24 protein-coding genes, 1 tRNA gene and 2 pseudogenes are annotated in these 25,988 nt (G+C 62.1%); 14 read left to right on the forward strand and 13 right to left on the reverse strand.

Annotation, left to right across the window (positions count from 1 at the left end; genetic code table 11):
* Positions 1-65 precede the first annotated feature (65 nt).
* A complete protein-coding gene (locus tag CJO11_RS06510) occupies positions 66-1,568 on the forward strand; it encodes a flavin-containing monooxygenase (protein WP_095011983.1) in 1,503 nt (500 codons plus the stop codon).
* A 40-nt stretch (positions 1,569-1,608) separates the two neighbouring features.
* Complete coding sequence (locus CJO11_RS06515; RefSeq protein WP_095011984.1) at positions 1,609-2,373, forward strand: competence/damage-inducible protein A; 765 nt, start codon at positions 1,609-1,611, stop codon at positions 2,371-2,373.
* Between the two features lie 88 nt (positions 2,374-2,461).
* On the opposite strand, the gene rplA is transcribed toward CJO11_RS06515, so the two are convergent.
* The 4 genes from rplA to secE all read right to left on the reverse strand — a co-directional run bounded on the left by rplA (position 2,462) and on the right by secE (position 4,500).
* Positions 2,462-3,154, reverse strand: a complete 693-nt coding sequence (rplA, locus tag CJO11_RS06520) for a 50S ribosomal protein L1 (protein WP_095011985.1) — start codon at positions 3,152-3,154, stop codon at positions 2,462-2,464.
* A 4-nt stretch (positions 3,155-3,158) separates the two neighbouring features.
* A complete protein-coding gene (gene rplK / locus CJO11_RS06525) occupies positions 3,159-3,590 on the reverse strand; it encodes a 50S ribosomal protein L11 (RefSeq protein ID WP_095011986.1) in 432 nt (143 codons plus the stop codon).
* A 155-nt stretch (positions 3,591-3,745) separates the two neighbouring features.
* Positions 3,746-4,282, reverse strand: coding sequence for a transcription termination/antitermination protein NusG (gene nusG, locus CJO11_RS06530; protein WP_095011987.1), 537 nt, complete (start codon positions 4,280-4,282; stop codon positions 3,746-3,748).
* A 23-nt stretch (positions 4,283-4,305) separates the two neighbouring features.
* A complete protein-coding gene (gene secE / locus CJO11_RS06535) occupies positions 4,306-4,500 on the reverse strand; it encodes a preprotein translocase subunit SecE (protein ID WP_095011988.1) in 195 nt (64 codons plus the stop codon).
* Between the two features lie 329 nt (positions 4,501-4,829).
* Here secE and CJO11_RS06540 point away from each other — a divergent pair, with 329 nt between their 5' ends.
* From CJO11_RS06540 to CJO11_RS06565, 4 genes are all read left to right on the forward strand, one after another.
* Positions 4,830-6,263, forward strand: a complete 1,434-nt coding sequence (locus CJO11_RS06540) for a site-specific integrase (RefSeq protein ID WP_095011989.1) — start codon at positions 4,830-4,832, stop codon at positions 6,261-6,263.
* 808 nt (positions 6,264-7,071) lie between these two features.
* Positions 7,072-7,860 (forward strand): hypothetical protein, encoded by a 789-nt coding sequence (locus CJO11_RS06545; protein ID WP_095011990.1) that lies wholly within the window; start codon positions 7,072-7,074, stop codon positions 7,858-7,860.
* Between the two features lie 2,550 nt (positions 7,861-10,410).
* Positions 10,411-11,085 (forward strand): recombinase family protein, encoded by a 675-nt coding sequence (locus CJO11_RS06560; protein ID WP_095011993.1) that lies wholly within the window; start codon positions 10,411-10,413, stop codon positions 11,083-11,085.
* A gap of 481 nt (positions 11,086-11,566) precedes the next feature.
* Positions 11,567-12,010, forward strand: coding sequence for a hypothetical protein (locus CJO11_RS06565; protein WP_150124988.1), 444 nt, complete (start codon positions 11,567-11,569; stop codon positions 12,008-12,010).
* Positions 12,011-12,165: 155 nt separating this feature from the next.
* On the opposite strand, the gene CJO11_RS06570 is transcribed toward CJO11_RS06565, so the two are convergent.
* Positions 12,166-12,241: transfer RNA gene (locus CJO11_RS06570), tRNA-Trp, on the reverse strand.
* A 75-nt stretch (positions 12,242-12,316) separates the two neighbouring features.
* On the opposite strand from CJO11_RS06570, the gene aat reads away from it, so the two are divergent.
* Positions 12,317-13,015 (forward strand): leucyl/phenylalanyl-tRNA--protein transferase, encoded by a 699-nt coding sequence (aat, locus tag CJO11_RS13360; protein ID WP_420823148.1) that lies wholly within the window; start codon positions 12,317-12,319, stop codon positions 13,013-13,015.
* A gap of 35 nt (positions 13,016-13,050) precedes the next feature.
* Here the strand turns inward: aat and CJO11_RS06580 are convergent.
* From CJO11_RS06580 to CJO11_RS06595, 4 genes and pseudogenes are all read right to left on the reverse strand, one after another.
* Positions 13,051-13,455: pseudogene (locus CJO11_RS06580) on the reverse strand (DUF2155 domain-containing protein); the annotation flags it as partial.
* 2 nt (positions 13,456-13,457) lie between these two features.
* Positions 13,458-13,856 carry an NADH:ubiquinone oxidoreductase subunit NDUFA12 gene (locus CJO11_RS06585; RefSeq protein WP_095011997.1) on the reverse strand — a complete coding sequence of 133 codons (399 nt, stop codon included), beginning with the start codon at positions 13,854-13,856 and terminating at the stop codon, positions 13,458-13,460.
* 48 nt (positions 13,857-13,904) lie between these two features.
* Positions 13,905-14,384, reverse strand: coding sequence for a DUF192 domain-containing protein (locus CJO11_RS06590; RefSeq protein WP_240504595.1), 480 nt, complete (start codon positions 14,382-14,384; stop codon positions 13,905-13,907).
* Positions 14,381-14,944 (reverse strand): regulatory protein RecX, encoded by a 564-nt coding sequence (locus tag CJO11_RS06595; RefSeq protein WP_240504596.1) that lies wholly within the window; start codon positions 14,942-14,944, stop codon positions 14,381-14,383. The genes CJO11_RS06590 and CJO11_RS06595 overlap by 4 nt, the downstream gene beginning before the upstream one ends.
* Positions 14,945-15,085: 141 nt before the next feature.
* Here CJO11_RS06595 and CJO11_RS06600 point away from each other — a divergent pair, with 141 nt between their 5' ends.
* The gene (locus CJO11_RS06600) at positions 15,086-16,840 is read left to right on the forward strand and encodes a fatty acyl-AMP ligase (RefSeq protein WP_095012000.1); all 1,755 of its coding nucleotides are present in this window, start codon (positions 15,086-15,088) and stop codon (positions 16,838-16,840) included.
* A gap of 16 nt (positions 16,841-16,856) precedes the next feature.
* Here the strand turns inward: CJO11_RS06600 and CJO11_RS06605 are convergent, their stop codons facing one another.
* Together CJO11_RS06605 and CJO11_RS06610 are read right to left on the reverse strand one after the other, a co-directional pair.
* On the reverse strand, positions 16,857-17,282 hold the full coding sequence (locus CJO11_RS06605) for a PaaI family thioesterase (RefSeq protein WP_169829148.1): 426 nt from the start codon (positions 17,280-17,282) through the stop codon (positions 16,857-16,859).
* Between the two features lie 60 nt (positions 17,283-17,342).
* Positions 17,343-18,896, reverse strand: a complete 1,554-nt coding sequence (locus tag CJO11_RS06610) for a TIGR00341 family protein (RefSeq protein WP_095012002.1) — start codon at positions 18,894-18,896, stop codon at positions 17,343-17,345.
* Positions 18,897-19,063: 167 nt separating this feature from the next.
* Here CJO11_RS06610 and CJO11_RS06615 point away from each other — a divergent pair, with 167 nt between their 5' ends.
* The 4 genes and pseudogenes from CJO11_RS06615 to ligD form a co-directional block, all read left to right on the forward strand.
* Complete coding sequence (locus CJO11_RS06615; RefSeq protein ID WP_095012003.1) at positions 19,064-20,272, forward strand: toxic anion resistance protein; 1,209 nt, start codon at positions 19,064-19,066, stop codon at positions 20,270-20,272.
* On the forward strand, positions 20,272-21,024 hold the full coding sequence (locus tag CJO11_RS06620; RefSeq protein WP_095012004.1) for a hypothetical protein: 753 nt from the start codon (positions 20,272-20,274) through the stop codon (positions 21,022-21,024). Before CJO11_RS06615 ends, CJO11_RS06620 begins: the two co-directional genes overlap by 1 nt.
* Positions 21,024-21,326, forward strand: a complete 303-nt coding sequence (locus CJO11_RS06625; protein ID WP_095012005.1) for a polyhydroxyalkanoic acid system family protein — start codon at positions 21,024-21,026, stop codon at positions 21,324-21,326. The genes CJO11_RS06620 and CJO11_RS06625 overlap by 1 nt, the downstream gene beginning before the upstream one ends.
* A 56-nt stretch (positions 21,327-21,382) precedes the next feature.
* Positions 21,383-22,231 (forward strand): annotated as a pseudogene (ligD, locus tag CJO11_RS06630) (non-homologous end-joining DNA ligase); the annotation flags it as partial.
* On the opposite strand, the gene CJO11_RS06635 reads toward ligD, so the two are convergent.
* Entirely contained in the window at positions 22,228-23,016 is a 789-nt protein-coding gene (locus CJO11_RS06635) for an SDR family oxidoreductase (protein WP_095012007.1), read from the reverse strand. The pseudogene ligD and the gene CJO11_RS06635 sit on opposite strands and share 4 nt — an antisense overlap.
* Before the next feature lie 58 nt (positions 23,017-23,074).
* On the opposite strand from CJO11_RS06635, the gene CJO11_RS06640 reads away from it, so the two are divergent.
* On the forward strand, positions 23,075-23,821 hold the full coding sequence (locus tag CJO11_RS06640) for an SDR family NAD(P)-dependent oxidoreductase (RefSeq protein WP_095012008.1): 747 nt from the start codon (positions 23,075-23,077) through the stop codon (positions 23,819-23,821).
* 18 nt (positions 23,822-23,839) lie between these two features.
* On the opposite strand, the gene CJO11_RS06645 is transcribed toward CJO11_RS06640, so the two are convergent.
* Positions 23,840-25,003 carry an acyl-CoA dehydrogenase family protein gene (locus CJO11_RS06645; protein WP_095012009.1) on the reverse strand — a complete coding sequence of 388 codons (1,164 nt, stop codon included), beginning with the start codon at positions 25,001-25,003 and terminating at the stop codon, positions 23,840-23,842.
* Between the two features lie 110 nt (positions 25,004-25,113).
* Here CJO11_RS06645 and CJO11_RS06650 point away from each other — a divergent pair, with 110 nt between their 5' ends.
* Positions 25,114-25,986, forward strand: a complete 873-nt coding sequence (locus CJO11_RS06650; protein ID WP_095012010.1) for an alpha/beta fold hydrolase — start codon at positions 25,114-25,116, stop codon at positions 25,984-25,986.
* The last annotated feature ends 2 nt before the right edge of the window (positions 25,987-25,988 follow it).

A 25,988-nucleotide genomic window follows, 5' to 3' on the forward strand; every position in this document is an offset into this window, starting at 1 on the left:
GCAGGGAACCGATTGCACGATGCAACCATTCGGCTTACGTTTGCGTCAACTGGGAGACGACGAAAATGACTCAAGCGCGCTGCGACCATGACGTCCTGATTGTCGGTGCGGGTATTTCCGGCATCGGCATGGCGGCACACCTTGAAATGATGTGCCCCGACCGCAGCTATACGATCGTGGAACGCCGCGCGGACCTGGGCGGCACATGGGATTTGTTCCGCTACCCCGGCATCCGTTCGGACAGCGATATGCATTCGCTGAGCTACAAGTTCGAACCATGGACCGGCCGGGAAACGCTGGCACGTGCCGAGCGCATCCAGGACTACCTGCGTAACGTCACCGAGAAATACGGCATCAGCGAGCACATCAGCTACAACACCAAAGTGCTCTCGGCCGATTTCGATTCGGCGCAAGGCTGCTGGCGAATCGCGTTGGAGGACGATGCCGGATGGCGCGAGGTGACCGCCAACTGGCTCTATCTTGCCGCCGGGTATTATGACTACGACGAGCCCTATTCCCCCGATTTCGCGGGCGAGAGCGAATTCCCCGGCCCGGTGATCCACCCGCAGCACTGGCCCGAAGGCCTCGACTACAAGGGCAAGCGCGTGGCGATCATCGGGTCGGGCGCGACCGCGATCACACTGGTCCCCAACATGGCGCGCGATGCGGCCAAGGTGGTAATGGTCCAGCGCACGCCGACCTATATCCGCTCGGTTCCCGGGATCGACCCGATCAGCGGATTCCTGCGCAAGTTCCTGCCGCTCAAGACCGCGCTCAAGATCACCCGCTGGGCGCATATCCAGCTGGCTGACAAGATGTTCAGCAACGCCCGCAACAAGCCGGAAAAGGTCAAGGCGGAGATCGAGAAGGACAATCGCAAGCACCTCGGCGAATTCTATCGCGCCGAGGACTTCACTCCGCCCTACCAGCCATGGGACCAGCGGATGTGCTTCGTCCCCGATGCCGACTTGTTCGAAGCGATCAAGAACGGCAGCGTGGAAATTGCTACCGGCCATATCGAGCGCTTCTCGCCCGAAGGCATCGTGCTGACCGACGGGCGGACCGTCGAAGCCGACATCATCGTCAAGGCCACCGGCCTGCGCCTCGCAATGGCGGGAAAGATCGCGATCAGCGTCGACGGGCAGGCGGTCGTGCCGAACGAGCACTATTACTACAAGAGCGCGATGATTTCGGGCGTGCCGAACCTCGTCCACCCGGTGCCATACACCAACAACGGCTCCACCCTGCGGTTCGACCTGCTGTCCGATTACACCTGCCGGGTGCTGCAGAAGATGCGGCAGCTCGATGTCGACATTGCTGTCCCGGAAATTCCCGCAGGCACCGATCTTGGCGTAATCGAATCGTTCGAGCTCGACGCCGGATACGTCAAGCGATCGGGCAACATGTTGCCCAAGAGCGCTGCGAGCGACCCCTGGCGGCTGAGCCACGACTACCTGCGCGACCGCAAGTTCCTGGCGACCGACCCGATCGACGACGGGTTGCTGCAGTTCCGCAAGGCCGGGGCCAATGCGCTTGCAGCAGAGGAACAGCTCGAAGCCGCAGAATAGGCGGCTTTCCTTGGCGCGACTGCTCGCCTAACGAAGCGGGATGAGCGCAACCGATCGGATCTGGACCGCAGGGCTCGTCATCATCGGCGACGAGATCCTGTCGGGTCGCACCCACGACAAGAATATCGCCCAGATCGCCTCGTGGCTGCAGGTGCAGGGGATTCGCCTGTCCGAAGTGCGGGTGGTGCCCGATATCGAGGACCGGATCGTCGAAGCGGTCGATACCTTGCGCGCGGCCAACGATTACCTGTTCACCACCGGCGGGATCGGACCGACGCATGACGACATCACTGTCGATGCGATCGCCAAGGCGCTGGGCGTGCAGGTCGTGATCCACCCCGAAGCGCGCGCGATGCTCGAGCGGTATTACACCGGCCGTGGCAGCGCCCTCACCGAAGCGCGGCTGCGGATGGCGCGGGTGCCCGAAGGCGCAGAGCTGATCCCCAACCGGATGTCGGGCGCGCCCGGGATCCGCATCGGCAATATGTTCATCATGGCCGGGGTGCCGCACATTACCGCAGGGATGCTCGATTCACTCACCGGCGAGCTCGAAGGCGGTGCGCCGCTGCTGACCGAAACGATCGGTTGCTGGACTGCAGAAAGCGAAGTCGCCGACCTGCTGCGCGAAGTCGAAAGGGCGCACGAGAGCGCCCAGATCGGCAGCTATCCGTTCTTCCGCGAAGGGCGCGTCGGCGCGAACTTCGTGATCCGTTCGACCGATGCGGAAACGCTCAAGAGCTGCGTCGATACACTGTGCGAGGCGCTCGGCGAGAATGGCCTCGACTTCACCCCGGGCGGCATCTGACACGGAACAAGGAAAGGGCCGGAGTTTCCCCCGGCCCTTCGCATTTCGGTTCGATCGGGAGCGAAGCCGCCCGGCTTCGCTGTCCTGGTCAGGCGCCTTCGACTTCGGCGCTGTCGATCTTGAGGCCCGGACCCATCGTCGAGGTCAGCGAGACCTTCTTGACATACTTGCCCTTGGCACCCGAAGGCTTGGCCTTCACGATCGCATCGGTGAGCGCCTTGAAGTTGGCCTTCAAGTCCTCGTCCTTGAACGAGAGCTTGCCGATGCCCGAGTGGATGATACCCATCTTCTCGACGCGGAATTCGACCTGTCCGCCCTTGGCGTCCTTAACGGCCTGTTCCACGTTCGGAGTGACGGTGCCGAGCTTCGGATTCGGCATCAGGCCCTTGGGGCCCAGCAACTTGCCCAGGCGACCGACGACACCCATCATGTCGGGGGTCGCGATCACGCGGTCATAGTCGAGATTGCCGGCCTGCATGTCTTCCATCAGGTCTTCGGCACCGACCTTGTCGGCCCCGGCAGCCAGCGCCTTGTCGGCGTTGTCACCCTTGGCGAACACCGCGACCCGAACTTCCTTGCCGGTGCCCGAAGGCAGCGAAACCATGCCGCGGACCATCTGGTCGGCGTGGCGCGGATCGACGCCGAGGTTCATCGCCACTTCGACGGTCTCGTCGAACTTGCCCTTGTGCTGGCGCAGGGTCGCGATCGCTTCGTCCACCGAGTACAGCTTCTCGCGGTCGAGCTCGGCCAGCGCCTTCTGCTTCTTGGTCAGCTTTGCCATTGTGTCAGCCCTCCACCACGTCGAGGCCCATCGAACGGGCCGAGCCCTCGATGATGCGGGTTGCCATTTCGATGTCGTTGGCGTTCAGGTCCTTCATCTTCGCTTCCGCGATTTCGGCAAGCGCCGAACGCTTGATGGTCCCGGCAGACACCTTGCCCGGCTCCTTCGAGCCCGACTTGAGCTTGGCGGCCTTCTTGATCAGGAAGCTGGCCGGCGGGCTCTTGGTGGTGAAGGTAAAGCTGCGGTCGGCGTAGACGGTGATCGTCGTCGGGATCGGCATGCCCTTTTCGAGGCTGTCGGTCGCGGCGTTGAACGCCTTGCAGAATTCCATGATGTTGACGCCGCGCTGGCCCAGAGCCGGGCCGATGGGCGGTGACGGATTGGCGATGCCCGCGGGCACCTGCAGCTTGATATAGCCGTCGATCTTCTTGGCCACGAGTGGCCTCCTTTCTCACTGTTGCCGCGCTCTTTCGAAACGCGGCTCATGGTAAGCGGTCAAACAGGCACCCGAAGGCACCCTCCCGCACGAAACGCGGCCTGAAAGCCGCGAAGCGGCGCCCCTAATCGAACGGAGCGCCAAATTCAAGCCAGTTACTTGACCAGTTCGACCTGTTCGAAGTCGAGTTCGACCGGGGTAGCGCGGCCGAAGATCGAGACCGAGACCTTGACCTTCTGCTTGTCGAAGTCGAGCTCTTCCACCACGCCGTTGAAGCTGGCGAACGGGCCGTCGAGCACCTTGACCTGATCGCCGATCTCGTAGTCGACATGGATCTGCTGCTTGGGCGCAGCCTTGGCTTCTTCCACCCCGCCGAAATAGCGGGCGGCTTCACGCTCGGAGATCGGCTGCGGCTTGTTGCCCGAGCCGAGGAAGCCGGTCACCTTCGGGGTGTTCTTGACCAGGTGGTAGACGTCGTCAGTCATGGTCAGCTTGGCGAGCACGTAGCCGGGCATGAACTTGCGTTCGACCTGCACCTTCTTGCCGCGCTTGACCTCGGTCACGGTCTCGGTCGGCACTTCGACCGCCTCGACCGCTTCGGCCAGGCCCAGACGCTCGGCCTCGGCGATGATCGCATCGCGAACCTTGTTCTCGAAACCCGAATAGGCGTGGATGATATACCAGCGAGCCATTGTCGTCCTGCTTGTTTGAAGGGTCAGGCGAGCGAGAGCAGCCAGCTCATGGCCGCGCCGAACAGCGAATCGACCCCGAGGAAGAACACCGCCAGGATCACCATCATGATCCCCACGAAGATTGCGGTGCGAGTGGTTTCCTCGCGGCTAGGCCACACGACCTTGCGCATTTCCGCCTGCACTTGCCGCATGAATTCGCCGGGGCTGGTCTTGGCCATGATCGTCAGCTCTTGCCTTCGAAATTGAATACGTTCGCCTTTCGCCAATGGGGCCGCAGCCGCTCCGGTTCAAGTCCCGGGAGGGCTAAAGGTGCTCCAGATGTCGGAAAGCGAGGAGCCATGTAGGCCGCGCCAAAGGCAAAAGCAAGCCACCCGGATCGCACCCGGCGCCATCGGTTCTGCGGCGAAAGGAAACGCTGGCAGGGGTGACAGGAGCCCAAGACAAACCCCCTCTAACCTGCTGAAACCGCACGAAACCCTTGTAATCGCAAGGCTCTTGGACCACAAAGCTGGCCCACAAAGCTGGCCCACAGAGAAACGGAGACAAGGTGGCATCGCTACAGAACAGGCACAACAAATGGCGCGCCAAGGTCCGAATCCCCAAGTCCCTCAGGGACCACCATGGGGGCCAAGAGTTCCTCCAGAAAACCCTCAGTGCCCTCGACAAGCCCACGGCGCGAGCCGAGGCCGAAACGTGGGAGGCGGGGTTACGCTCCGAGTGGGCTGCGCTGGCCTCCCCCAGTTCCACCAGCGGGGCAGCCTTGAGGCGCGTCTACGATGACGGGAGGAGGGCCGCGCTCATGGGTGAGTACACCCTCATCGCGGACACCGACGATGACCCCGTAGAGCTTGGCATTGATCGCGAGATCGAGAAGATCGCAGAGCAAGCTGAGCGAGATCGGTTGACGGAGGCAGCTGAGGCGCGGCTAGCTGGCCTACAGGATGCACTCAAGGAACTGCAGGGCCAGAAGGTGAAGCCCCGGCGGGAGCTAGAGCCGACCTTCTCGGAGCTTGCCAAGCAGCACGTGGAGCTCTGGGCCACGCAAGATGGGCTCAAGGAGAGCAACACCCGCCAGCAAAAGGAGGCAACCTTCCGGCTCTTCGCTGGGTACTGCAAGGACCGGCCAATCCGGAGTGTGACCCGAGCGGAAGTGGCCGGGTTCATGGATGCACTGAGGCGACTAGACCCACTCTGGTCCCGGTCTCCCAAGAGCAGAACCATGACGTGGTCAGAACTGCAAAATACCTACTGGGGCAACGACAAGGGCCTGTCCGCTTCCACGCTCAACCGCCACGCAACTACACTGCAGGGACTCTGGTGGTGGGCGGAAGCTCGTGGGCATTGCGAGGGAAGGAACCCGTTCACCGGGCTCCACCAGAAGATACGCCCGGGCAAGAACCTTCTGGGCTACTTGCCTTGGACCACCGAGGAACTGAGATCCCTGTTCAACCCTCCCCCGAGGCGAACCGATATAACCGAGGTCATGGTGGTGGCTCTCCACACTGGGATGCGCCTCAATGAGATTGCTTCGCTTACGCTGGGGGACATCAGAGAGGCTGAGGGCGTCACCTACATCGAGGTGCAAGACGCCAAGACACCCGCAGGTAACCGGCAAGTACCCCTCCATCCCCGCATCGCATGGTTGGGCAACCTCAAGGGCCCGTCGGATGCGCGGGTGTGGCCCGGGTTCAATGGCGAGGGTCCGGGCAAGAAGCCGGGGCAGGATGCGAGCAAGGAGTTCTCCCGCTTCAAGGTTGCCCGAGGGTTCACCGACAGGCGGAAGGTGTTCCACTCGTTCCGTAAGAACGTGACGAAGATCATCGAGCGAGCCGGTGTGCCTGAGAACGAGTGGGCACAGGTACTGGGCCACGAGCGAGGATTCACATACAAGACATACAACGCCGACGGGATCACCATGCAGCGCAAGGCCGAGTTGATCGCGCTAATCGAGTATCCCGGGTTGGAGTTTCCGGGCCGATAAGTGGAACAGGCCAATTAGTGCCACCCCTTGGGGAAGGAACATTTTTGGGGCGGGCTCGATCAGCCAAGCAGGGATAGTACCCGATGTTGGCGACACGGGACGCTACGCGGCTTGCAAAGCCATGTGAATCCTAGCGATTGTTGGAACAGACCAATTGGGGCCCACCCTTGGGGAGAGAACCTTCGCTTGAGGCTGATCGATGGGTGTTCGGTGAGCTTGATTCTGGCCTCAAGATCGACGCTCAATTTCCCAAGCGATATCAACCGGCTGCAAAAAAGCAGGCAATTAGGTCGCACCTACGGATAGAGAACCTCCGCAGACCGGCCCCCGTGAGTATGGACAGGTAAGCCGTGGAGGCCGGTGGGAAGGGGGGTAAGGGGGGATGGGTATGTTGGTACTCTATGAGTACCTGTAGTTGCATTTGTGGCTTCACCCACTCCTCACCAACACTCCCACCTAATCCAGTACCCGTTGGTCCACTCTAAGTGGGGGCTGGGGAAGTGTGTCTCTGTCTCCGCACCATGTCGCCACCGACGGTGCCCTTCTAGTTCCCCAGTTTCGTCGCGCTCCCCTTCCCGGGTCTGAGCGCACGATGGGCTCTGCCCCCTAAGGCTGCTTTCGGGCCACGGGTTGAGGGGCAGAGCCCAGAACTTCTCCAGCCTGTCGAGGCTGTTTCACCCGAACCGACGCAATCCCAACCTCATGACCCCGGCGGTGCACCCTCAGTGCCCTGTCGGCCCATCCCAGCGCCGTGGCTGGGTCTCTTAAACTCGCTGGCTCCACGGTCCCAGCATCCGAAAGGTCCACTATGGACAACTCAACCGACCCGTCCCGTCTGGTCGCTGACACCACCGGCTCAGACTTCACACCCGCAATCTACGATATCGCCCCGGAAGACCGGGAGCGCGCAGAGCAGCTCCTGCAGTTCGATCCCCTTGCTGCCCCGAGCCCCGTCAAGCTCACCGGCGGTGGAGCCTTCAAGGCCCCTGAGCGGTTCTCGCTGTCGATCCTGCCGCCCGACAAGCAGGCCCCCATTGTCGCCGAGCTCGCCAACGTCCCCGCCGACATGCGGGCCCAGCGCGAACACGAGCTCGTCACCAACGCCCTCAAGCAGAACAGCACCGAGCTCCGCATCAAGGCAGGTCCGGGGGCAGGCGCCACCGAGCTCGACCGTGCCCAGTTCCAGCTGGCCAAAGACATCCACGAGCTCGAAACCGAAGAGCTCTCGATCCACGCCCAGCTGGCCGAGGTCTCGAAGTGGGTTCCGGTGTTCAACGAGGTGACCGGTGAGCCCGTCATCGATCCCGCCACCGGCAAGCAGCAGATACTCGCTATTGAGGCCATCCAAGGTGACCGGCGGGAAGCCATGCAGAACCGCGCCAATGAGCTCGCCTACCGCGTTGAGCTCCTCAAGGGCATCGAGGGTGACCGTCGGATCGAGAAGGCCCTCAAGGGCACCATCGAGACCGAGAAGCTCCAGAAGCAGCAGATTGCTGACCGCGAGGAAGTGAAGCGGCTGGCAGACGAGCTCGCCCGTGAGAAGCGTCTACGCGAGCAGGCCGAGGCTCTCGCCAAGCACAAGGGCACTCAGCTGTGACCGGTGCAGGCATGGCCCTGATCGGGGCCGGTCTGGGTCTCATCTTCCAACACCTGCGAGGGCCCCATGCGTAGAAACCCGACCATCTGGCGAAGGGGCAGCAAGCAGGTCCGTCGAACGATACCCAAGCCGCTTCCCAAGTGCCGCGAGGTGACCGTCGAGGTCATGGGCGTGGCTCCTGGCATCAAGCGGATCGACATCGTCTCAGAGCCCCAGACGCCCAAGGCGTCCAGCTAACCCCTAGGAGAGCCCCCGCCATGCAGACATCCGAACCGCTGGATCATGGTGGGGGCATTCCTCCACTCTGGGCTGACATTCACGCCCTTCAACCTTTCACCCCCAATCGAAAGAACACACGACCCAATGAACACCACCGCAGCCCGCTTGTCCCTGAGAGAGGCCATCGACGCTAAGTGTCGCGATTGCATCTTTGACGAGTGCGAGCCCGGACGTTGGAAGCAGCAAGTTGCAGCCTGCACCTGCACCGACTGTCCGCTCTACACTGTCCGACCCCTGCCGAGACAGCGCGCATAGCAGGCCGAATTGATGTCTGAAGGACACCCTTAGGCTGGCTTTCTGAGATATCGTGGCCGGTCTGGGGGTGTCTCCACCCAATCAAATGAGGACACTCGCAAATGCCAACTCGGAGCTGGTTTTCTGGCTTGTCCAATGACGAGCCACACGAATTATTGGTCGGATTAGTCTTTGCTGGCCTTATCCAAGTATGTCCCAACTCCGACTAGCACCGCCGGGAGAATTGCTCCGAGCAGGACACCAACGCCGCCCAACCTCAAGCGCAAGCCATATTCACCTTCGGGAAGCAGCCATCGGGGCGCGTCCCTCTTTCCAAGTTCGAGAATGAGCAGCGACCCATTGTAGTCATACTGGGTTCCGAGGCGCCAAAAAATAAGGATTAGAACTGCGGCAAGCGCATAGCTGGAGTATACCAGAACCTTCCTTTGGTCACTGTTCATTTTTGCCTCCCATAATATTGCCCCCGGCACATCAAACGGATTGCTTTAGAAAGTGGATCGCGCGCTAGCGATAGAAGTGCCGCCAACGGCATCGACTGGCCAGAGCTACTTATGCTTCTCAGCGGCCCGTGTCGTCAATGTCGGCTACCCCCCTTCTTGGATGCCGCCACCCAGACAGATTGCAAAGACGGGAATATGAACCAACAATGCGATTGCTGTAGCCAAAGTTTCACTGGGTTAAAGCTTCTGCTAACTTTGCATCTGCTGTTTGCCTCGACTCAGGGAGGGAAAGAGATGGGGATGATTACCGAGGCTAGTCCTAGATGGAGGAAGGTAGCTGGAGCGAAGTCAGTACCTCGAACATGCCCTCGTTGCAGCAATAACGTACGGTTTGATTTGGTGACCGAAACGGCCGGGATAACTATCTTCGGCTTGGGGAGGGCATTAATCCCACTTCGACGATATTGGGCTATTAAGTGCCCTATATGTATATATTATGAAGTGATTTCTTCTGAGGAAGCAAGGAGCCTCAGGTAATGGTTCTAACCATGCGGATTGGGACAATTGAATTAGGCACAGGGCGTCTAGTTAATTGTGAACATTGTAATAATAGATCATATGAATCGGTGAAGCTAAAATATTTTCATCAAGATGCCCTTGGCTTCGTTCCGATGAATCGCAGGATTCAGGAGATACTTGTCGTATGTCCAGTTTGCCACTGGGGTATAAAGGTAGACCGCAATAAGGATTTTGTTTTTATTGATGCAATATTATGGGAAGGTCGGGAGAGAACGAGGGCTTTCCTTGACACCGTCTCCCCCTATCAGAAGCGTCTAACGATCAAATACTATAGGAAAGTCGGACTAAAGAGATTATTGAACTATATGGGGTTTGAAAAGTAGCCGCTCCCTGACGGATGGTCGGTGTTGAATTTGGGCGGTCATATTTGCTGCAAAAATCCGAACCGGGAAGCGAGTGAGCGAGAAACGGCCATTCCCCCATAGGGCACCCACCTGTAACCACCGGTCCCTAGCGGGACACCCCTCACTCTGAGCAGCTGAGGGATGCCGCGGAGCCGAACTATGGGGCGGGATTGTTGGGCGGGGCAACTCGCGGCACATCTAAGCCCAACTCTAATTGGTAGGTCCTCAGAACCCACAGGTTACCCCAGTAGGGCATTACGAGGCCATCGGCGGTAAATGACTCCTGTGACGCCGCTAACCTTGTTGCCAGCTCCTGAGCTTGTTCCGGTGTGCAGTCCTTGTTCCATTCGTTTATCTGCTCAAGGACATACGCCATTCCTTCAACAGAAGTCATGTCCGTGAGTTCAGGCACCTGAGCTGCGATCAAGTCTTGATTCTCGTTAAGCTCTATACTCTTCCGATCAAGCGCGGCTCGGGCTCTGTAATTCCTCCACCAAGATTTCAGGCCCATCAATTTCTACTCCGACCCAGTCGATCCATCTGAGAGCAAGATAGCAGTAGATCGCGCAAAGTGCTCCATCAACAATCGGCTTTACACGTTGTACCAATCCACGTAACGTCCGTTACACAGGTTGGAACAGTGAGGTTCACCGATGAAAGCCGTTGCCTACTACCGCGTCTCCACCGCCACTCAGGCCCGCTCTGGGCTGGGGCTAGATGCCCAGAGGGCAGCCGTTGCTGACCTATGCGCCTCCCGAGGCATGGAGATCATTGCTGAGTTCACCGAGGTGGAGAGCGGCAAGCGGAACGACCGGCCTGAGCTCACCGAAGCTCTCCGCCGCGCGAAGCTCACAGGTGCCACGCTGGTGGTCGCCAAACTCGACCGCCTGTCCCGCTCAGTGGCGTTCCTGTCCACCCTGCAGGACAGCGGAGCCAAGTTCATCGCTGCCGATATGCCCGAGGCCAACGAGCTCACCGTGCACATCCTCGCAGCCGTGGCCCAAGCGGAACGCAAGGCAATCTCCACGCGCACCAAGGAGGCCCTCAGGGCAGCCAAGGCGCGGGGCGTGAAGCTTGGCAACCCCAACGGGGCAGCCTCACTCAAGAGGGCTGGCAAGGGTAACGTGGCAGCCATCGAGGCGGTCAAGGATGCCGCCCAGAGCCGTGCTCAGGAACTCGCTGGTGAGATTGAGGCGGTGAAGGCAGCCGGGGCCCAGAGCCTGCGGGAGATCGCTCAGGGGCTCAACGAGAGGCACATCGAGGCACCTAGGGGAGGCAGCTGGTATCCTTCGGGGGTTAAGCGGGTGTTGGAGCGCCTAGGGACCTGAGCCCTGCACCACCTAGTGTATTGTGCGAGCAACACACTAGCCTGCCGCCCTGCTTTTTTGCTCCACGACTCGGTGGGCTAAGAACTAATAATACTTCGCAGGACTGTTAGATTGATTCAAACAGTCGGGGAAAACCGGCCGCCAATAAATTTTTTTCGAATTGAAGAAATACCCTTGCGCGATTCGCCAGCCTAGGGATTCCGCGCCTTACGTCCCGCCGCTGCCGCAAGGTGATCTTCGTGAGCAATAGTTCGATAGGTTAATTATTGCGTCACCCCCTTGCATGGGAATCCCGGCTAATTCACGTTGGGGACTGGCTGGGGATAAGTTTTGTCCCCTAGCCTACCCGGTCCAACTATAAGGGCCGTGGGCGAACTGCGTACCTTCCAACAGTATGCAGGGGAACGGTAAGCGGGCGGGCCTTCAACCACTCAGCCCCTTCCAAAAGGGCATGATGCATCGCTTACCGTTCCCGCCCTTCTTGCCTGAGATCGTTGGTTCGATCAATCCTAGGGGCAACTCGGACGGCTGCGGCAGGTGGCAGATGAAGATCAGAGAAGAATGGGGTTCGTTAGCATCGCTCATAATTGGAGGCCTTGCCTTCGTCGGCGGAGTAGCTCAGCTCACCGACCATCACACCAAAGGCAGCGGGATTATAGCTGGGGCTCTTATGGTTGTGGGGGCTCTCATTTATCGATCAGCGAAGAAGCGTCGGTCTCTTGAAGGAAGGAGCATCGTCAGAATAATCTCGGAGATCATCGGGGCGCTAATTATCCTCGAGCTCGCCTTCGGTCAGAACAATTTGAAAGAGCGGATCGCGAACGATCCAGTTGTATTCGTAATCGCGATATGGGCGCTCATTGCCTACGGCTACGCGGCCTTCAGATCACTATCGAGTTCAGACAATCAAGGCGCGTCCAGATAGCAGAACACCGACTGACTGCTTCTGCTTACCTTGGGCGAGTGCGAAAGCCTGAGCGATTCCCTCCCCATCCGGACCACAAAAGTGGCCCACAAAGCTGGCCCACAGAGATCACTGTGCGCCACCTAAGTATCTTAAATATAATGTTTTTAGAGCGCTGGCAGGGGTGACAGGATTCGAACCCGTGGCCCTCGGTTTTGGAGACCGATGCTCTACCAGCTGAGCTACACCCCTGCAGCGGACCGGCGCTTTAGGTGCAAATGTCCGGCATCGCAAGCGGCGAAACCGATGCTATGGTGTTCCGGCACCATGCACGCACCCGCCTCTCCTCTTTTACCCAGCGACCTGTTGCTGCTCGCCTATCGCAACGGGATCTTCCCGATGGCCGACGGGCGCGACGATGCCGATGTGTTCTGGGTCGAGCCGAAGAAGCGCGCAATTATTCCGCTCGATGGCCTCAAGGTCTCGCGATCGCTCAGGAAAGTCGTGCGGCAGGCGCGCTTCGAGGTGACCTGTAACCGGGCCTTCGCGGAGGTGATCGACGCCTGCGCCGCGCCGCGCCCGGGGCATCCGGACACCTGGATCAGCCCGCGCATCGCCGCGAGCTATCGTAACCTCCACGCCGAGGGGCACGCACACTCGATCGAATGCTGGCAGGATGGCGAATTGGTCGGCGGACTCTACGGCGTCGGGTTCGGCGGGGTGTTCTGCGGCGAGAGCATGTTCAGCCGCGCCGACGATGCCTCAAAAGTCGCACTGGTGTGGCTGGTCGGGCTGCTGCGGCGCGCCAAGGCGACCCTGCTCGATTGCCAGTTCATGACCGACCACCTGGCCTCGATGGGTGCAATCGAGATTCCGCAGAAGCGCTACTGCGCGTTGCTCGAAGTCGCCGCCGGACTGGATGCAGCGACGTTGCCCGAGGCCTTCGCTGCGCTCGAAGGCGCGGCGAGATCGACCGGTGCATCGCCCGCCCAAGTCATTTTGCAGTCGTCCACCCACACGTCATAAACCGGGTCTTCGACGACGTTGAGGCTCGGCGATTCCTTGAACAGCCAGCCGGAAAAAATCTTGTTCCACACCGCCTTGTCCCGCCGCTGGTCGACCTTGCGCACGAACACCTGCACGAACGCACCGGTCTGCTTGGGCCATTCCCAAGGCGCGGTCTGCTCGCACGCCGCCAGCCGGATAATCGCGTTGCCGAAACGCTGCGAATCGCCCGGCTTCATGGTGAACTTCTTTTCGAGGTAGTTGCGCTTGTTGAGCACACCGATCGTCGCGACACGGTCTTGCATCGGGGTAGCCGCACCGGGATTGGCCGGCTTGGGCAACTTGGGCGCTTCGAGCGGGGGTAAGTCGGTAGGGACGCCAGTTTCCTGCACTTCGGGCGGCGGCACGGCCTTGGTGCACGCGGCAAGCGCGAGGGGCAGGAGGACAGCCGCCCGGCGCATCGTCAGGCGTCCGGGCTCCACGATTCGTAGTCGCCGGTCGCCGAGGCCCGGACCCCGCCGCGTTGCAACGCTCCCTGCGGCAAGTAGGCCCCGGCCGTACCGGTGGCGTTGGGAGTGTAGTCCGATTCCCAGATCTTCGGCGGAGGCAGGCGGCTTTCGGGCACGTCGTCGAACGAACCGTGCAACCAGCCGTGCCATTCGGCGGGCACCCGGCTGGCGTCGTTCGCGCCATTGTAGATCACCCAGCGGCGCTCGCGTCCGTCGGCCAGCGGCTTGCGGCCCTTGAAGTAGCGATTGCCTTGCGCGTCGGAGCCGACTTCGATCCCGTTGCGCCAGCTGAACAGCGCGGTGCCGATGGTGGCGCCATCCCACCAGGTGAAGATTTTCGCGAGAAGGTTCATGCGCGGGCGGTTAGCCGATTCGCAGCCCAGCGCCAAGCGCCAAGGCGATCACCATTCGACCTTCGCACCCGGCCCGATGCCGAGCGCTGCGGCGCGCCCACCGGGAATCTCGAGCACCGCCGAACACATCCCGATCGCGCTGACCGGGGTAAGCGAGTAGGGCTCGGTATTGGCCGAGATGTTGAGGATCCGGTGGTCTGTGCCGATGAAGATGATGTCGAGCGGCAACGGGGTGTTCTTCATCCAGAAGCTCGGCACATCCTGCGGGTCGCGCGGAAAGATCATGCCTTCGTCGGGCCCCAGTTTGGTGCGGAACATCAGCCCCCGCGCTTCCTGCTCCGGCGTGCTCGCGACTTCGACGCGGAAGCTATGCGTGCCCTTGGGCGTCGTGACCGTCAGCGCGATCACCGGCAGGCCCGACTCGGGATTCACAGCCGGCGTCGCTGCTGGCGCTGCCTCCGCAGCCGGCTGGTGCGAGCAGGCGACCAGAAGGGCGGCCATTGCAGCGATGATCGTAGGGCGAATCACGGGTTATCTGGCTCCTCGGCTTCGGCGGCCCAGTCTTCGGCCAGCGCGATGGACGGCGCATCCACTACCGCGCGCGCCGCATCGAATCCATGCCCTGCGCGCACCATCGCGGCAATCTGCTTTTCGCGTTGCGGCCTATCGAGCGGCGATGCGCCCCACGGGCCGAACCTCCTGCGCCGCGCCAGCGTCAGCACAGCCCGGCGTGCAGCGGCTTCGTCGGGACCGGTCTCTTCTCTGATTTCCTCCGCAATTCCGCCAGCCGCCAGCGCCTGTGCAACCCGGCGCGGTCCGTAGCCGCGATTGAGCAAACCGCCACTCTTGGCCCGCGCCCACGCTGCATCATCGACGTATCCCGCATCGACGAACCGGGCGATAATTGCGTCGAGATCGGGCTCCATGCCCCCATCCCAGCCGCGCTCGCACAATTTACGCACAAGGTAGCTGCGCAGCTTGCCCGCACTGGTGGCAAACCGCGCAACATAGGAAAGTGCCAATTCTTCAAGCTTTTGGGGGTCCAGCGGGCGCGAATTGCGACGTTTGCGGGCGCGAGGAGCGGACATGATCGCCATATTCGTGCCACACTATGACACGATTGGGAAACCATGTATGGCTGCGCCCCGGGTCGCGTGGCCGTATTTGGGACACGCAACTAAGGGGATGCGCCGGAACAGGCGCGCTATAAGCGGGTTTTGCCTCCACACATGACTGAATCCACTCTTGCACCGACGCCGAACGATTGCTCGCTGCCGCGTCGCCGGTCGGATTTCGCCACGTTCGCCGAAGCGATCGATTACGCTGCAAAGAGCGAAAAGGGCCTCAACTTCCACGATATGCGCGGCGACCTCGTGCGCGCGTATCCCTATTCCGAGCTGCGTGAAGATGCGTTGGCGATGGCGCGTCGGTTGGTCGCCTCGGGCCTCAGCAAGGGCGACCGCGTGGCACTGGTGGCCGAGACCGGCCCCGAATTCGCCGCGCTGTTCTGTGGCTGCGTCTATGCCGGTATCTGGCCTGTGCCGCTGCCTTTGCCGACGACTTTCGGCGGCAAGGACAGTTATATCGACCAGTTGTCGGTCCAGCTGCAAAGTTCCGATCCGGCGGTGCTGATCTATCCCGGCGAAATCGCCGAAATGGCCAAAGCTGCCGCCGACCGCCAAGGCTGCGAAGGCACTAGATGGGAAGACTTTGCAACGCGGTCCGAACCCGAAGCAGATCTGCCCGCGCCAGACCCGGACGATATCTGCTACCTGCAGTATTCCAGCGGCTCGACGCGTTTCCCGACCGGCGTCGCAGTGACCCACCGGGCACTTTTGCACAACCTGTTCGGTCACGCGACCGGCGTCGACCTCGGCGAGAACGACAGGGTCGTCAGCTGGCTGCCGTGGTATCACGACATGGGCCTCGTCGGTTGCTTCCTCTCGCCGATTTCGAACCAGGTCAGCTGCGATTACCTGCGGACCGAGCACTTTGCGCGTCGCCCGCTTGCCTGGCTTGACCTGATCAGCCGCAACCAGGGCAATACGCTCTCCTATTCGCCGACGTTCGGCTACGACATCTGCGCGCGGCGCATTTCCAGCCAGAGCCATGTTGCCGACCGGTTCGACCTGTCGCGCTGGCGCACCGCGGGCAATGGCGCGGACATGATCCGCCCCGACGTGATGCAGAACTTCGTCAACGCTTTCGCCGGGGCAGGATTCCGCGCGAGCGCGTTTACCCCGAGCTACGGCCTTGCCGAAGCGACGCTCGCGGTCACCGTGATGCCGCCGGGCGAGGGGATCCGCGTCGAACTGGTCGAGGAAGAGCGCCTGTCGGGCACGCCGCGCGATCTCAGCCGTCCGGCCCGCTATCGCGCTATCGTCAACTGCGGCAAGGCGTTGCCGGGAATGGAAATCGAGATCCGCGGCGAGAACGACGCAGTGAAAGGCGATCACCAGGTCGGCAAAGTGTGGTGCCGCGGCGAAAGCGTGATGCACTCGTATTTCCGCAACCAGGAAGCGACCGACGAATGCCTCGTCACCAAGGAGAACGGGGACGTTTGGCTCGATACCGGCGACATGGGCTACATGGCCGAGGGCTACCTGTTCATCGTCGGGCGCGCAAAGGACATGATCATCATCAACGGCAAGAACCACTGGCCGCAGGATATCGAGTGGGCGGTGGAGCAGTTGCCGGGCTTCAACCACGGCGACATCGCCGCGTTCGCGGTCGAGACCGAGAACGGCGAGGAAGCTCCTGCCGTGCTGGTGCATTGCCGGGTGTCCGATCCGGAAGAACGGATCAAGCTGCACGAGCAGATCCGCGACAAAGTCCGCGCGATAACGGGCATGAACTGCGTGGTCGAGCTGGTCCCGCCGCGCACCCTGCCGCGCACCAGCAGCGGCAAGCTCAGCAGGGCGAAGGCCAAGCGGCTTTACCTCTCAGGCGAAATCGAACCGATCAAGCTGCTCGAAGCGGCCTGATGCCGCCACCTTCCGATCAATAGGCGAACTCGAGCACCGCGTGGGTGCACAGTTTGCCGCTGTCGATCAGGGTGACGTTGCAGTCGATATAGGCGCTGGACCTGCCGAAGCGGCGAACATTGGCTTCGACCAGCACGTCTTCGCCCGCTGCAGGACGCAGGAAGTGCGTGTGCTGGTAGGCCGTCCCTTTGCTCATCTTCGCCCCGGTCGCCGCTGCAATCGAGGCGGCCGTATCGATTGCCGCCATCAGCGCCTGGCCGCATAGCGATCCGGTGAAGAAGTGCAGGCTAGGGTTCTGTGGCAGCCGAAAAGAGCAATAGCCCTCGCGAACGATGCAATCGGTCAGCCCCATTTGCTTGACCCATGGCGCATAGATCAGCTCGATGAATTCGCCGACAGTCTCCTGCGTAACCGGCATCAAGGCCAAGACACGATCCAGCACGATGCCTCTCCGTTCGTTGCAGTCGGCGCGACTTTTCCATCAGCGGCGGCAGGGTCCCGCTTATTCCGTAGTTGCCCCCATAACCCACACCGCGCGCATCTCCGGCCCACCCGGCTCAAGCACCGGGGTCACGTTTTCACCAGCGAGGATCGCCGCCGCCGTTTCACGCTCGCCGGGATCGCCCCCGCGCAGCGCAACGTTCATGCCAGTGCGGTGCGCGGCCCATGCGACCAGTTCGAGCGCTGCGCGGCCCTCGCTGGTCGGCTGGCCCTTTTCCTCTCCGGTTTTCGAGAAGGCGATTGTCGGCAGCGCCCCGCCCGCAGGTGGCTGGAGCAGGATCTGCCAGGTCGGCATGCTCGCTGCGATGCGTTTCTCGAGCGTCTGGTAGCTGGCGAGCCCGGCACCGGGCAGCGGCCTGGCGCGAACCACCGCGCGCCGATTGTCGCGGTCTATCGTCACGTCGGCGGGGGTTACCCCCGCAACCAGCGCCAGCGCGCGCTTCAGCTCGCCGACGCGCTCCACTTCGGCCTGCTGGCGCTGCGCCTCGGCAGCTGCAAGCTGGGCCGCTTCGGCCGCCTGCGCCCCGGTCCCGACCTTGTATTGCACGATCTTGAGATCGACCGGCTGGCCCAGCATCCGCTGCAACGCTCGCTCGCCTGTCTGCTCTGCCTGGGGCACCAGGGTAGGCGTGAGCACCGTCGCATTGACCGTTACCGGGTCCGCGCGCCAATCGATGTCGACCTGGCTCAAACGCGAATTCTTGTCGAACAGGTCTTGCAACTCGCCGCGAACCTGCCGCTCGCCATTGGCCTGCTTGCCGATCTGGATCAGCGAATAACCCAGCGGGATCGCAAGGGCGATGAACACCACCACCACCACGAAATTCTGGAGCTGCGTCTGGCGCTCGGTCAGCTCGGTGCGAAAACCGTAAATGCGCGCCATCAGCATGGCGGTCAGCGCGATCGTGATGAGGTTGGTCAGGAACAGCAGCAGCGCGCCCTGGAACACCGTCCAGTTGAGCGTCGCGAGGCCGAATCCGACCACCGCCAACGGCGGCATCAACGCGGTCGCGATCGCCACGCCGACGATGGTGCCTTCCTTGCCGCGGATCATCGCGTAGGCGCCGGCGAGCGCCGAGAACAACGCAACCATCAGGTCGAACAGGTTGGGCCGGGTGCGGCTGGCGATCTCGCTGGTGACCGTCTGGATCGGCGAGAAGAACACGATCAGCGTGCACAGGAGGATCGCCATCAGGCTGCCGTAGAGCAGCGACCGCGCCGACTGGCGCAGCCATTGGTAGTCGCCGATCGCCAGCGCGAAGCCGAGCCCGATGATCGGCCCCATGAGCGGCGAGAGCAGCATCGCGCCTATCACCACCGCCGGGCTGGAGAGTAACAGGCCGAGGATCGCGATTCCGCCGCTCATCGCGGTCATGAACAGGTATCGCGCCGAGGTGTCGCATTCTTCGCGGCGCTTCGCGATCACCGCCGCCTGGTCGACCGTCGAAGTGACAGACGTGCGCCACCAGTGCCGCCAACTGTGAATGACAGCCGAAAACTGTCCGTGGTGCGGAACGTTCGTGGCGGTCGAGACGGGCGCATTCGGATCGCTCATCGGCTCAGGCTTAGTGCGTGCGTCCGGCGTTGAAAAGCCATACGGCGGCGCACAAGCCGTTTCCCACCCGGTTTGGGAAACGCTAGTCTGGCTTGAAACTCGTGTCTTATGACACTAATACAGTAAGAAACCACGCCGACGGCCTGCCAAGGGAGCCCGTACCACCGATGACCGCGACCGAAACCAAGACCGCCACCGAAAGCGATCTCAAGCTCACTCCGCCCGACCCTGTGCCACAGGTCAGCGTCGATAAGGCCGCAGGGTTGGTCCCCGTGTCCGACGAGAAGAAGTCCAAACTGGAAGAGAAGGTCGACGCGTTCGTCGCCGACCTCGTGGCGGAAGACGCCAATTCGCCCGAATTCGGCCAGAAGGTTGACCAGATCACCAACATGGGTCGCAAGGAAATCATGGCCGCTGCGCAGCAATCGAACCGGTTCCTCGACCGGCCGGTGCGCGCGATGGACAAGGACGAAGGGGTCGGCGCGAATCTTGCCGAGCTGCGCCGGGTGGTCGAAGACCTCGACCCGGGTCGCAAGGGCAAGCTGTCGAAAGGCCGCAAGCTCCTCGGCATCATCCCGTTCGGCAACAAGCTCAACAGCTATTTCCGCAGCTACCAGAGCGCGCAGACGCACATCCAGTCGATCCTCACCAATCTCTCCAGCGGCAAGGACGAGCTGCTGATGGACAACGCCGCGATCGACGTCGAGCGGACCAAGCTGTGGGAAGCGATGGGCAACCTGGAACAGATGGTCCACATCTCCAAGACGCTCGACGAGAAGCTGGAGGAGAAGGCCGCCGAACTCGACGCGACCGACCCGGCAAAGGCCAAGGCGATCCGCGAGACCGCGCTGTTTTACGTCCGCCAGCGCACGCAGGACCTGCTCACGCAGACTGCAGTCAGCGTGCAAGGCTACCTCGCACTCGACCTGGTCAAGAAGAACAACGTCGAGCTGGTGAAGGGCGTTGACCGCGCGAGCACGACCACTGTCGGCGCGTTGCGCACGGCAGTGACAGTCGCCGAAGCGATGACCAACCAGCGGTTGGTGCTCGGCCAGATCACCGCGCTGAACGAGACGACCGCCGGGATCATCGATTCGACCAGCACGATGTTGCGCGACCAGACCGGCAAGATCCACGAACAGGCCGCCAGCAGCACGATCCCGCTCGAGACGCTGCAACGCGCATTCCAGAACATCTACGATACGATGGACGAGGTCGACACGTTCAAGCTGCGTGCGCTCGATTCGATGAAGCAGACGGTCGAGACGCTGTCGAGCGAGGTCGAGAGGTCGAAGGGCTACATCGCCCGCGCCGAAGGGCAGGCCAAGGCGCAGGCGAGCGTCGGCGAATCGAAGCTGCTGTCGGTGGAGAGCTGATGGCCGCCGACAGCACTCACGACAGCGACCGGATCATCGGCGAAGCAAAGCGCTCGCTCGCGGTCCAGCGGCAGGGCGGCACCCACCGCCCGGTCCGCTCGATCGGTCGCGAATCGCAGCGACTCAAGACCAGCCACCTGAAGAAGAAGCTCGGCCGTTTGCTTCTGGCGGTGGCCGGAATCTGGTTTGCCGCGAGCGTGATCGGAGTGATCTGGAACGGGATCGGCTTTTCCGGGCTGATGATCGGTTTCCTCACCACGCTGGCCGCGGTTTACCTGTTTACCCGTTATCCGAAGTTGAAAGTGCCCAAGCGGGCTGACCTCAACCAGGGCGATGCCAAGCAATTGGTCGGGCGCACCGAACTATGGCTCGAAGCGCAGCGCCCGGCCCTGCCTGCACCTGCCGCCGACTTGGTCGGCAAGATCGGCGTCCAGCTCGACGCGCTCGGGCTGCAGCTCGACGGGGTCGACCAGAACCATCCCGCCGCGCGCGAAGTGCGCAGCCTGGTGGGCGAAACGCTGCCCGAAATGGTCGATAGCTATCGCAAGATCCCCGCACACCTGCGGAGCGAAAAGCGCGCCGGTGCAACGCCCGACGAACAACTGACCAAGAGCCTTGGCAAGATCAGCGAAGAGATCGACCACGTCACCCGCCAGCTTGCCGACGGTGCGCTCGACGATCTCGCAGTGCGCACCCGCTACCTCGACTACAAGTACGGCGACCCCGACAGCCCCGTAGCGGAGAGTGCCTGATGCGCGTTGCCATCCCCCACGACCTCGACAACGACACCGTCCGCCAGCGGATGAAGTCCCGCACGCACGAGCTTGCCGACCACCTGCCGGCGGGCGCGGATGTCCACACCAGCTGGCCGAACGACGACCGCATGATCATGACGATCGGCGCGATGGGGCAGGAGGTTACCGGCAACGTCGATCTCGAGCCTGGCAAGCTCGTATTCGAAGTCCAGCTCCCGGCGATGCTTTCGTTTCTCGAGCCGATGATCTCTGGTGCGATCGAAAAGGGCGGCCAGAAGCTGATCGCTCCGCCCGAATGATGCGCGCGGCTGGGGCTTAGTCGGCCATGCCGAGCGGCGATCCCGACGGCGCGGGAATCACAAGCCGCGACCGTGTAATCTATCCCGACAGCGGCCAAACCAAGGGCGACCTCGCCGATTACTACTCGGCGATCGCCCCGCTGATGTTGCCGTTCGCCTCGCGTCGCCCGATCAGCCTCGTACGGTGTCCTGAGGGGCGCGCGAAAAAATGCTTCTACCAGCGACACGACACCGGCGGGTTCGGCCCACATGTTTTCAAGCTGCCGATCGCCGAGAAGGACGGCTCGATCGACGACTATCTCTATGTCGAAGATGCCGCCGGATTGCTGGCCTGCGTGCAGATGGGCACAATCGAGTTCCACGGCTGGTGTGCACTCGGCGACGATGTCGAACATCCTGACCGCATGGTGTTCGATCTCGATCCTGCAGAGGGCCTGGGTTTTGCGGACGTGAAGAATGCCGCGATCGGGATTCGCGACCTTCTCGCATATCTAGGGCTCGAAAGCTTCGCGATGCTGACCGGCGGCAAGGGCGTCCATGTCGTCGTCCCGCTCAACCCGGGACATTCATGGGAGCAGCACAAGTCCTTCGCAAAGGGCCTCGCCGAAGCCCTCGCGCGCGAGGAGCCGGGCCGATTCGTGGCTACGATGAGCAAGGCGAAGCGCAAGGGTCGAATCTTCATCGACTGGCTGCGAAACCAGCGCGGCAATACCGCAGTAATGCCCTATTCCGCCCGTGCCCACGCCAATGCGCCAGTGGCGGCACCGGTCGCATGGGCGGAGCTGGTAGAGACAGCCAGCTCCCACCGGTTTTCGATTTCGGATGCTGGCACCTTGGTTGAACGGGCGCGTAGCAAGCCTCTCGCCGGATGGGGCGTAGCTGACCAAGCCTTGCCGACGGGTTAGCTAAGCCCTTTTGCAATATCCATCCGCCCGGCATCGCCGACCGAACTGCCGCCGTCGACGTCGAGAATTGCGCCGGTGATGTAACTTGCCGCGTCGGAGCTGAGGAACACCGCGGCCTCTGCGATCTCGCCGATTTCGCCCCACCGCTTGGCCGGGATACGGTGCTCGCTCGCGGCGCGCAATTCGGGGTTTGGCGCGAGGCGGGTCATACCCTCCGTCCCGTCGATCGGGCCCGGCGAGATACCGTTGACCCGCACGTCCGGCCCCCATTCGATCGCCAGCGTGCGGATCACCTGATTGACTCCGGCCTTGGCGGCGCAGGCATGGACCTGCAGCGCCATCGCCTGTTCGGCCTGCCCGGCAGTGATCGCGATCAGGCTGGCCGGCTTCGCCAGCAGGTCATGACAAGCCCGGAAAGTGTTGAATGTCCCGAGCAGGTCGATGTCGACCACGGTCTTGAACGCGTTGGATGACATGCCCAGGGCCGGCGCGAGGAAATTACCCGCCGCGCCCGCAATGACGATGTCGAGATCGCCGAATTCGCTTCGTGCCGTCTCCAGCGCGCCGCGAATCGCGCCGAAGTCGCGCACATCGGCGGAAAGACCGATCGCGCCATGTCCGATCTCCCGCGCAGCGTTCGCCGCCTTTTCCGGGTTGCGCCCGCAGACCGCGACCTTTGCGCCCAGTTCGGTGAACCGCTTGGCGATCCCCAGGTTGATGCCACTGGTTCCCCCGGCGACGAAGGCAACCTTGCCTTCGAGCAGGCCATCGCGAAACGGACTCATATCTCTCTCCCCTTGCACGCTTCCGCCTATCGCGTAGCAAGGCGGCGGGAGAGTGCCAATGACAATGGACCCACTGTTCGATTTCACCGGCAAGGTCGCGCTGGTCACCGGCGGCAGTCGCGGGCTCGGGCGCGAGATGGTGCTCGCACTCGCCGAGCGCGGCGCCGACTGCGTAATCGCCAGCCGCAAGATCGAGGTGTGCGAGGCGGTCGCCGATGAAGTGCGCGCCTTGGGTCGCCGGGCGCTTGCGGTCTCCGCGCATTGCGGTCGGTGGGACGATATCGATCGCTTGGTCGAAGCGGCCTATGGCGAGTTCGGCACAATCGATATCGCGATCAACAACGCCGGGATGGGGCCATACAGCCCGAGCCACGAAGTAACCGAAGCGCTGTTCGATTCGGTGCTTAACCTCAATTTCAAGGGTCCCTTCCGGCTTGCCAGCCAAGTCGCCAACCGCATGGCGCAAGGTGACGGGGGAACGATCATCAATATCAGTTCCACCGTAACCCAGCGCGCGTTTCCTGGGGTGGTGCCGTATGGCGGAGCAAAGTCCGCAATCAACCACATGACGGTGAGCCTCGCCCGGGAATACGGGCCCAAGGTGCGGGTCAACGCGATCATCCCGGGCGCGTTCCTGACCGATATTGCCAATGCATGGACCGACGAAGCGCGCGAAGTTCAGCCGGTCGCGCTGGGCCGGCCCGGTAACCCGGAGGAAATCGTCACCGCTGTGTTGATGCTGGCCAGCCCCGCGTCGAGCTATACCAGCGGAGCGCTGCTGCAGGTCGACGGAGGGCCGCGCTGACCCGCCGCCAAGCCTACGTCACATCGATCGCGCGATCAGCATCTTCATGATCTCGTTCGAGCCGCCGAAGATGCGGGTGATGCGGCTGTCGCGGAACATCTTCGCAATCGGGTATTCGTTGATGTAGCCCCAGCCGCCGTGGAACTGGAGGCACTTGTCGACGACTTCGCCCTGGAGTTCGGTGAGCCAGTATTTCGCGATCGAAGCGGTGGTCACGTCGAGCTCGCCGCGCAGCAGCTTGGCGATGCAGTCGTTGAGGAACACCTTGGCCGCGGTGCCGCGGGCCTTGAGGTCGGCGAGCACGAATTGCGTGTTCTGGAAGTCCCAGATCGTCTTGCCGAAGGCCTTGCGCTGTTTGACGTATTCGACCGTCGTATCGAGCGCCTTCTCGATCGTCGCCATCGCGCCGACTGCGATCACCAGCCGTTCTTGCGGCAGCTCGCCCATCAGCTGGTAGAAGCCGCGCCCTTCCTGCCCGCCGAGCACGGCGTCGCTTGGCAAATAAACATCGTCGAAGAACAGCTCGGAGGTGTCGGCCGCGTCCTGCCCGACCTTGTCGAGCTTGCGGCCACGGCGGAAGCCTTCCGCACCGTCAGTCTCCAGGCACATAAGGCTGATGCCCTTGGCACCTTCCTTCGGATCGGTTTTCGCCACAACGATGATGAAGTTCGCCAGCTGGCCGCTGGAAATGAACGTCTTGGCACCGTTCAAGCGATAGCCGTTGCCGTCCTTGATTGCGGTGGTCGAAATGTTCTGCAGGTCGGAGCCTGCCCCCGGCTCGGTCATCGCGATGGCGCTGATGTATTCGCCGGTTACCAGTTTCGGGAGCCACTTCTTCTTCTGCTCCTCGGTCCCGTGGCGCACCACGTATGGCAGGATGATCACGTTGTGCAGCGAGGATGCGAATCCGTCGACGCCCTTCTCCGCCTGCTGGTCGAGCACAACCAGGTCGTGCCGGAAATCGCCGCCATGGCCGCCGTATTCGGTCGGCACGGTCATGCCGAGCAGGCCGGCCCTGCCCGCCTCTTCCCAGAATTCGCGCTCGACCTGCCCATCCTCGCGCCATTTCTCGACTCGCTTTTCAGGGGCGTGCTGTTCGAAGAATTTGCCGACCGCGTCGCGAAAAACCGCGATTTCTTCGTCTTCCATGAAAGCGGGCGGGGGAACGTCGATCACAGGCATTGAGTCTGATCCTCTCTCGTGATTTGTCTTGTCCCCAAGCCTATCCTATCGGTAGCGATCCGCAACGTATTTTCCGCTTACGTCAGCGGAAAGTGCATTCAGGAGGACAAATGGAGCTGATCGGCCCCACTTCGCAGAGCTACATTTCACAGCGTACCCGGCTGCACTACGCCGACTGGGGCAACCAGGATGCGCCGCCGTTGATCCTGCTTCACGGTGGGCGCGACCATTGCCGCAACTGGGACTGGACCGCCGAAGCATTGCGACACGACTGGCACGTGATCTGCCCCGACCTGCGCGGCCACGGTGACAGCGAATGGAACAACAACGGTCACTACCCGATCATGGGCTACGTCTACGACCTCGCCCAGTTGGTCCACCAGTTGCAACTCGCCCCGGTCACCATCGTTGCCCACTCGCTCGGCGGAAACATTTCGATTCGCTACACCGGGCTCTATCCCGAAAACGTGCGCAAGCTGGTGGCGATCGAAGGCCTCGGGCCGAGCCCGAAAATGCAGGCAGAACGTCGCGAGACGCCGTTCCACGAGCATTGGCTCACCTGGATCGACAAGAAGCGCCAGGCAAGCAGCCGCCAACCCAAACGCTACGCGACGTTCGAAGACGCGTTAGAGCGGATGCACGAGGCCAACAGCTATCTCTCGCGCGAGCAGGCCCAGCACCTCACTTCGCATGCCGTTATGCGCAACGAAGACGGTACCTTCAGCTGGAAGTTCGACCCTCACCTCCATGCCTGGCCGCTCGACGATGTCTCGCAGCGGGGGCTGGAAGAGCTGTGGGGCCGGATCACCTGCCCCACCCGGTTCATCTACGGGGCCGACTCGTGGGCTTCGAACCCGGCGAAGGACGGGCGGATGGAGCATTTCGGCGACAATGTGACCGTCACCGAATACGACCGCGCGGGCCACTGGGTCCACCATGACCGGTTCGCCGATTTCATCGAGGAATTGCGCGCGTTTCTCTAGAT

The organism is Tsuneonella mangrovi (assembly GCF_002269345.1).
Taxonomy (GTDB): Bacteria; Pseudomonadota; Alphaproteobacteria; order Sphingomonadales; family Sphingomonadaceae; genus Tsuneonella; species Tsuneonella mangrovi.

What these genes read in the sequence shown, in the direction of transcription:
- CJO11_RS06510 (WP_095011983.1), top strand. Translation starts at nt 66, where the DNA reads ATGACTCAAGCGCGCTGCGACCATGACGTCCTGATTGTCGGTGCGGGT.
- CJO11_RS06515 (WP_095011984.1), top strand. Translation starts at nt 1,609, where the DNA reads ATGAGCGCAACCGATCGGATCTGGACCGCAGGGCTCGTCATCATCGGC.
- rplA (WP_095011985.1), bottom strand. Translation starts at nt 3,154, where the DNA reads ATGGCAAAGCTGACCAAGAAGCAGAAGGCGCTGGCCGAGCTCGACCGC.
- nusG (WP_095011987.1), bottom strand. Translation starts at nt 4,282, where the DNA reads ATGGCTCGCTGGTATATCATCCACGCCTATTCGGGTTTCGAGAACAAG.
- secE (WP_095011988.1), bottom strand. Translation starts at nt 4,500, where the DNA reads ATGGCCAAGACCAGCCCCGGCGAATTCATGCGGCAAGTGCAGGCGGAA.
- CJO11_RS06545 (WP_095011990.1), top strand. Translation starts at nt 7,072, where the DNA reads ATGGACAACTCAACCGACCCGTCCCGTCTGGTCGCTGACACCACCGGC.
- CJO11_RS06560 (WP_095011993.1), top strand. Translation starts at nt 10,411, where the DNA reads ATGAAAGCCGTTGCCTACTACCGCGTCTCCACCGCCACTCAGGCCCGC.
- aat (WP_420823148.1), top strand. Translation starts at nt 12,317, where the DNA reads ATGCACGCACCCGCCTCTCCTCTTTTACCCAGCGACCTGTTGCTGCTC.
- CJO11_RS06585 (WP_095011997.1), bottom strand. Translation starts at nt 13,856, where the DNA reads ATGAACCTTCTCGCGAAAATCTTCACCTGGTGGGATGGCGCCACCATC.
- CJO11_RS06595 (WP_240504596.1), bottom strand. Translation starts at nt 14,944, where the DNA reads ATGTCCGCTCCTCGCGCCCGCAAACGTCGCAATTCGCGCCCGCTGGAC.
- CJO11_RS06600 (WP_095012000.1), top strand. Translation starts at nt 15,086, where the DNA reads ATGACTGAATCCACTCTTGCACCGACGCCGAACGATTGCTCGCTGCCG.
- CJO11_RS06610 (WP_095012002.1), bottom strand. Translation starts at nt 18,896, where the DNA reads ATGAGCGATCCGAATGCGCCCGTCTCGACCGCCACGAACGTTCCGCAC.
- CJO11_RS06615 (WP_095012003.1), top strand. Translation starts at nt 19,064, where the DNA reads ATGACCGCGACCGAAACCAAGACCGCCACCGAAAGCGATCTCAAGCTC.
- CJO11_RS06620 (WP_095012004.1), top strand. Translation starts at nt 20,272, where the DNA reads ATGGCCGCCGACAGCACTCACGACAGCGACCGGATCATCGGCGAAGCA.
- CJO11_RS06625 (WP_095012005.1), top strand. Translation starts at nt 21,024, where the DNA reads ATGCGCGTTGCCATCCCCCACGACCTCGACAACGACACCGTCCGCCAG.
- CJO11_RS06635 (WP_095012007.1), bottom strand. Translation starts at nt 23,016, where the DNA reads ATGAGTCCGTTTCGCGATGGCCTGCTCGAAGGCAAGGTTGCCTTCGTC.
- CJO11_RS06640 (WP_095012008.1), top strand. Translation starts at nt 23,075, where the DNA reads ATGACAATGGACCCACTGTTCGATTTCACCGGCAAGGTCGCGCTGGTC.
- CJO11_RS06645 (WP_095012009.1), bottom strand. Translation starts at nt 25,003, where the DNA reads ATGCCTGTGATCGACGTTCCCCCGCCCGCTTTCATGGAAGACGAAGAA.
- CJO11_RS06650 (WP_095012010.1), top strand. Translation starts at nt 25,114, where the DNA reads ATGGAGCTGATCGGCCCCACTTCGCAGAGCTACATTTCACAGCGTACC.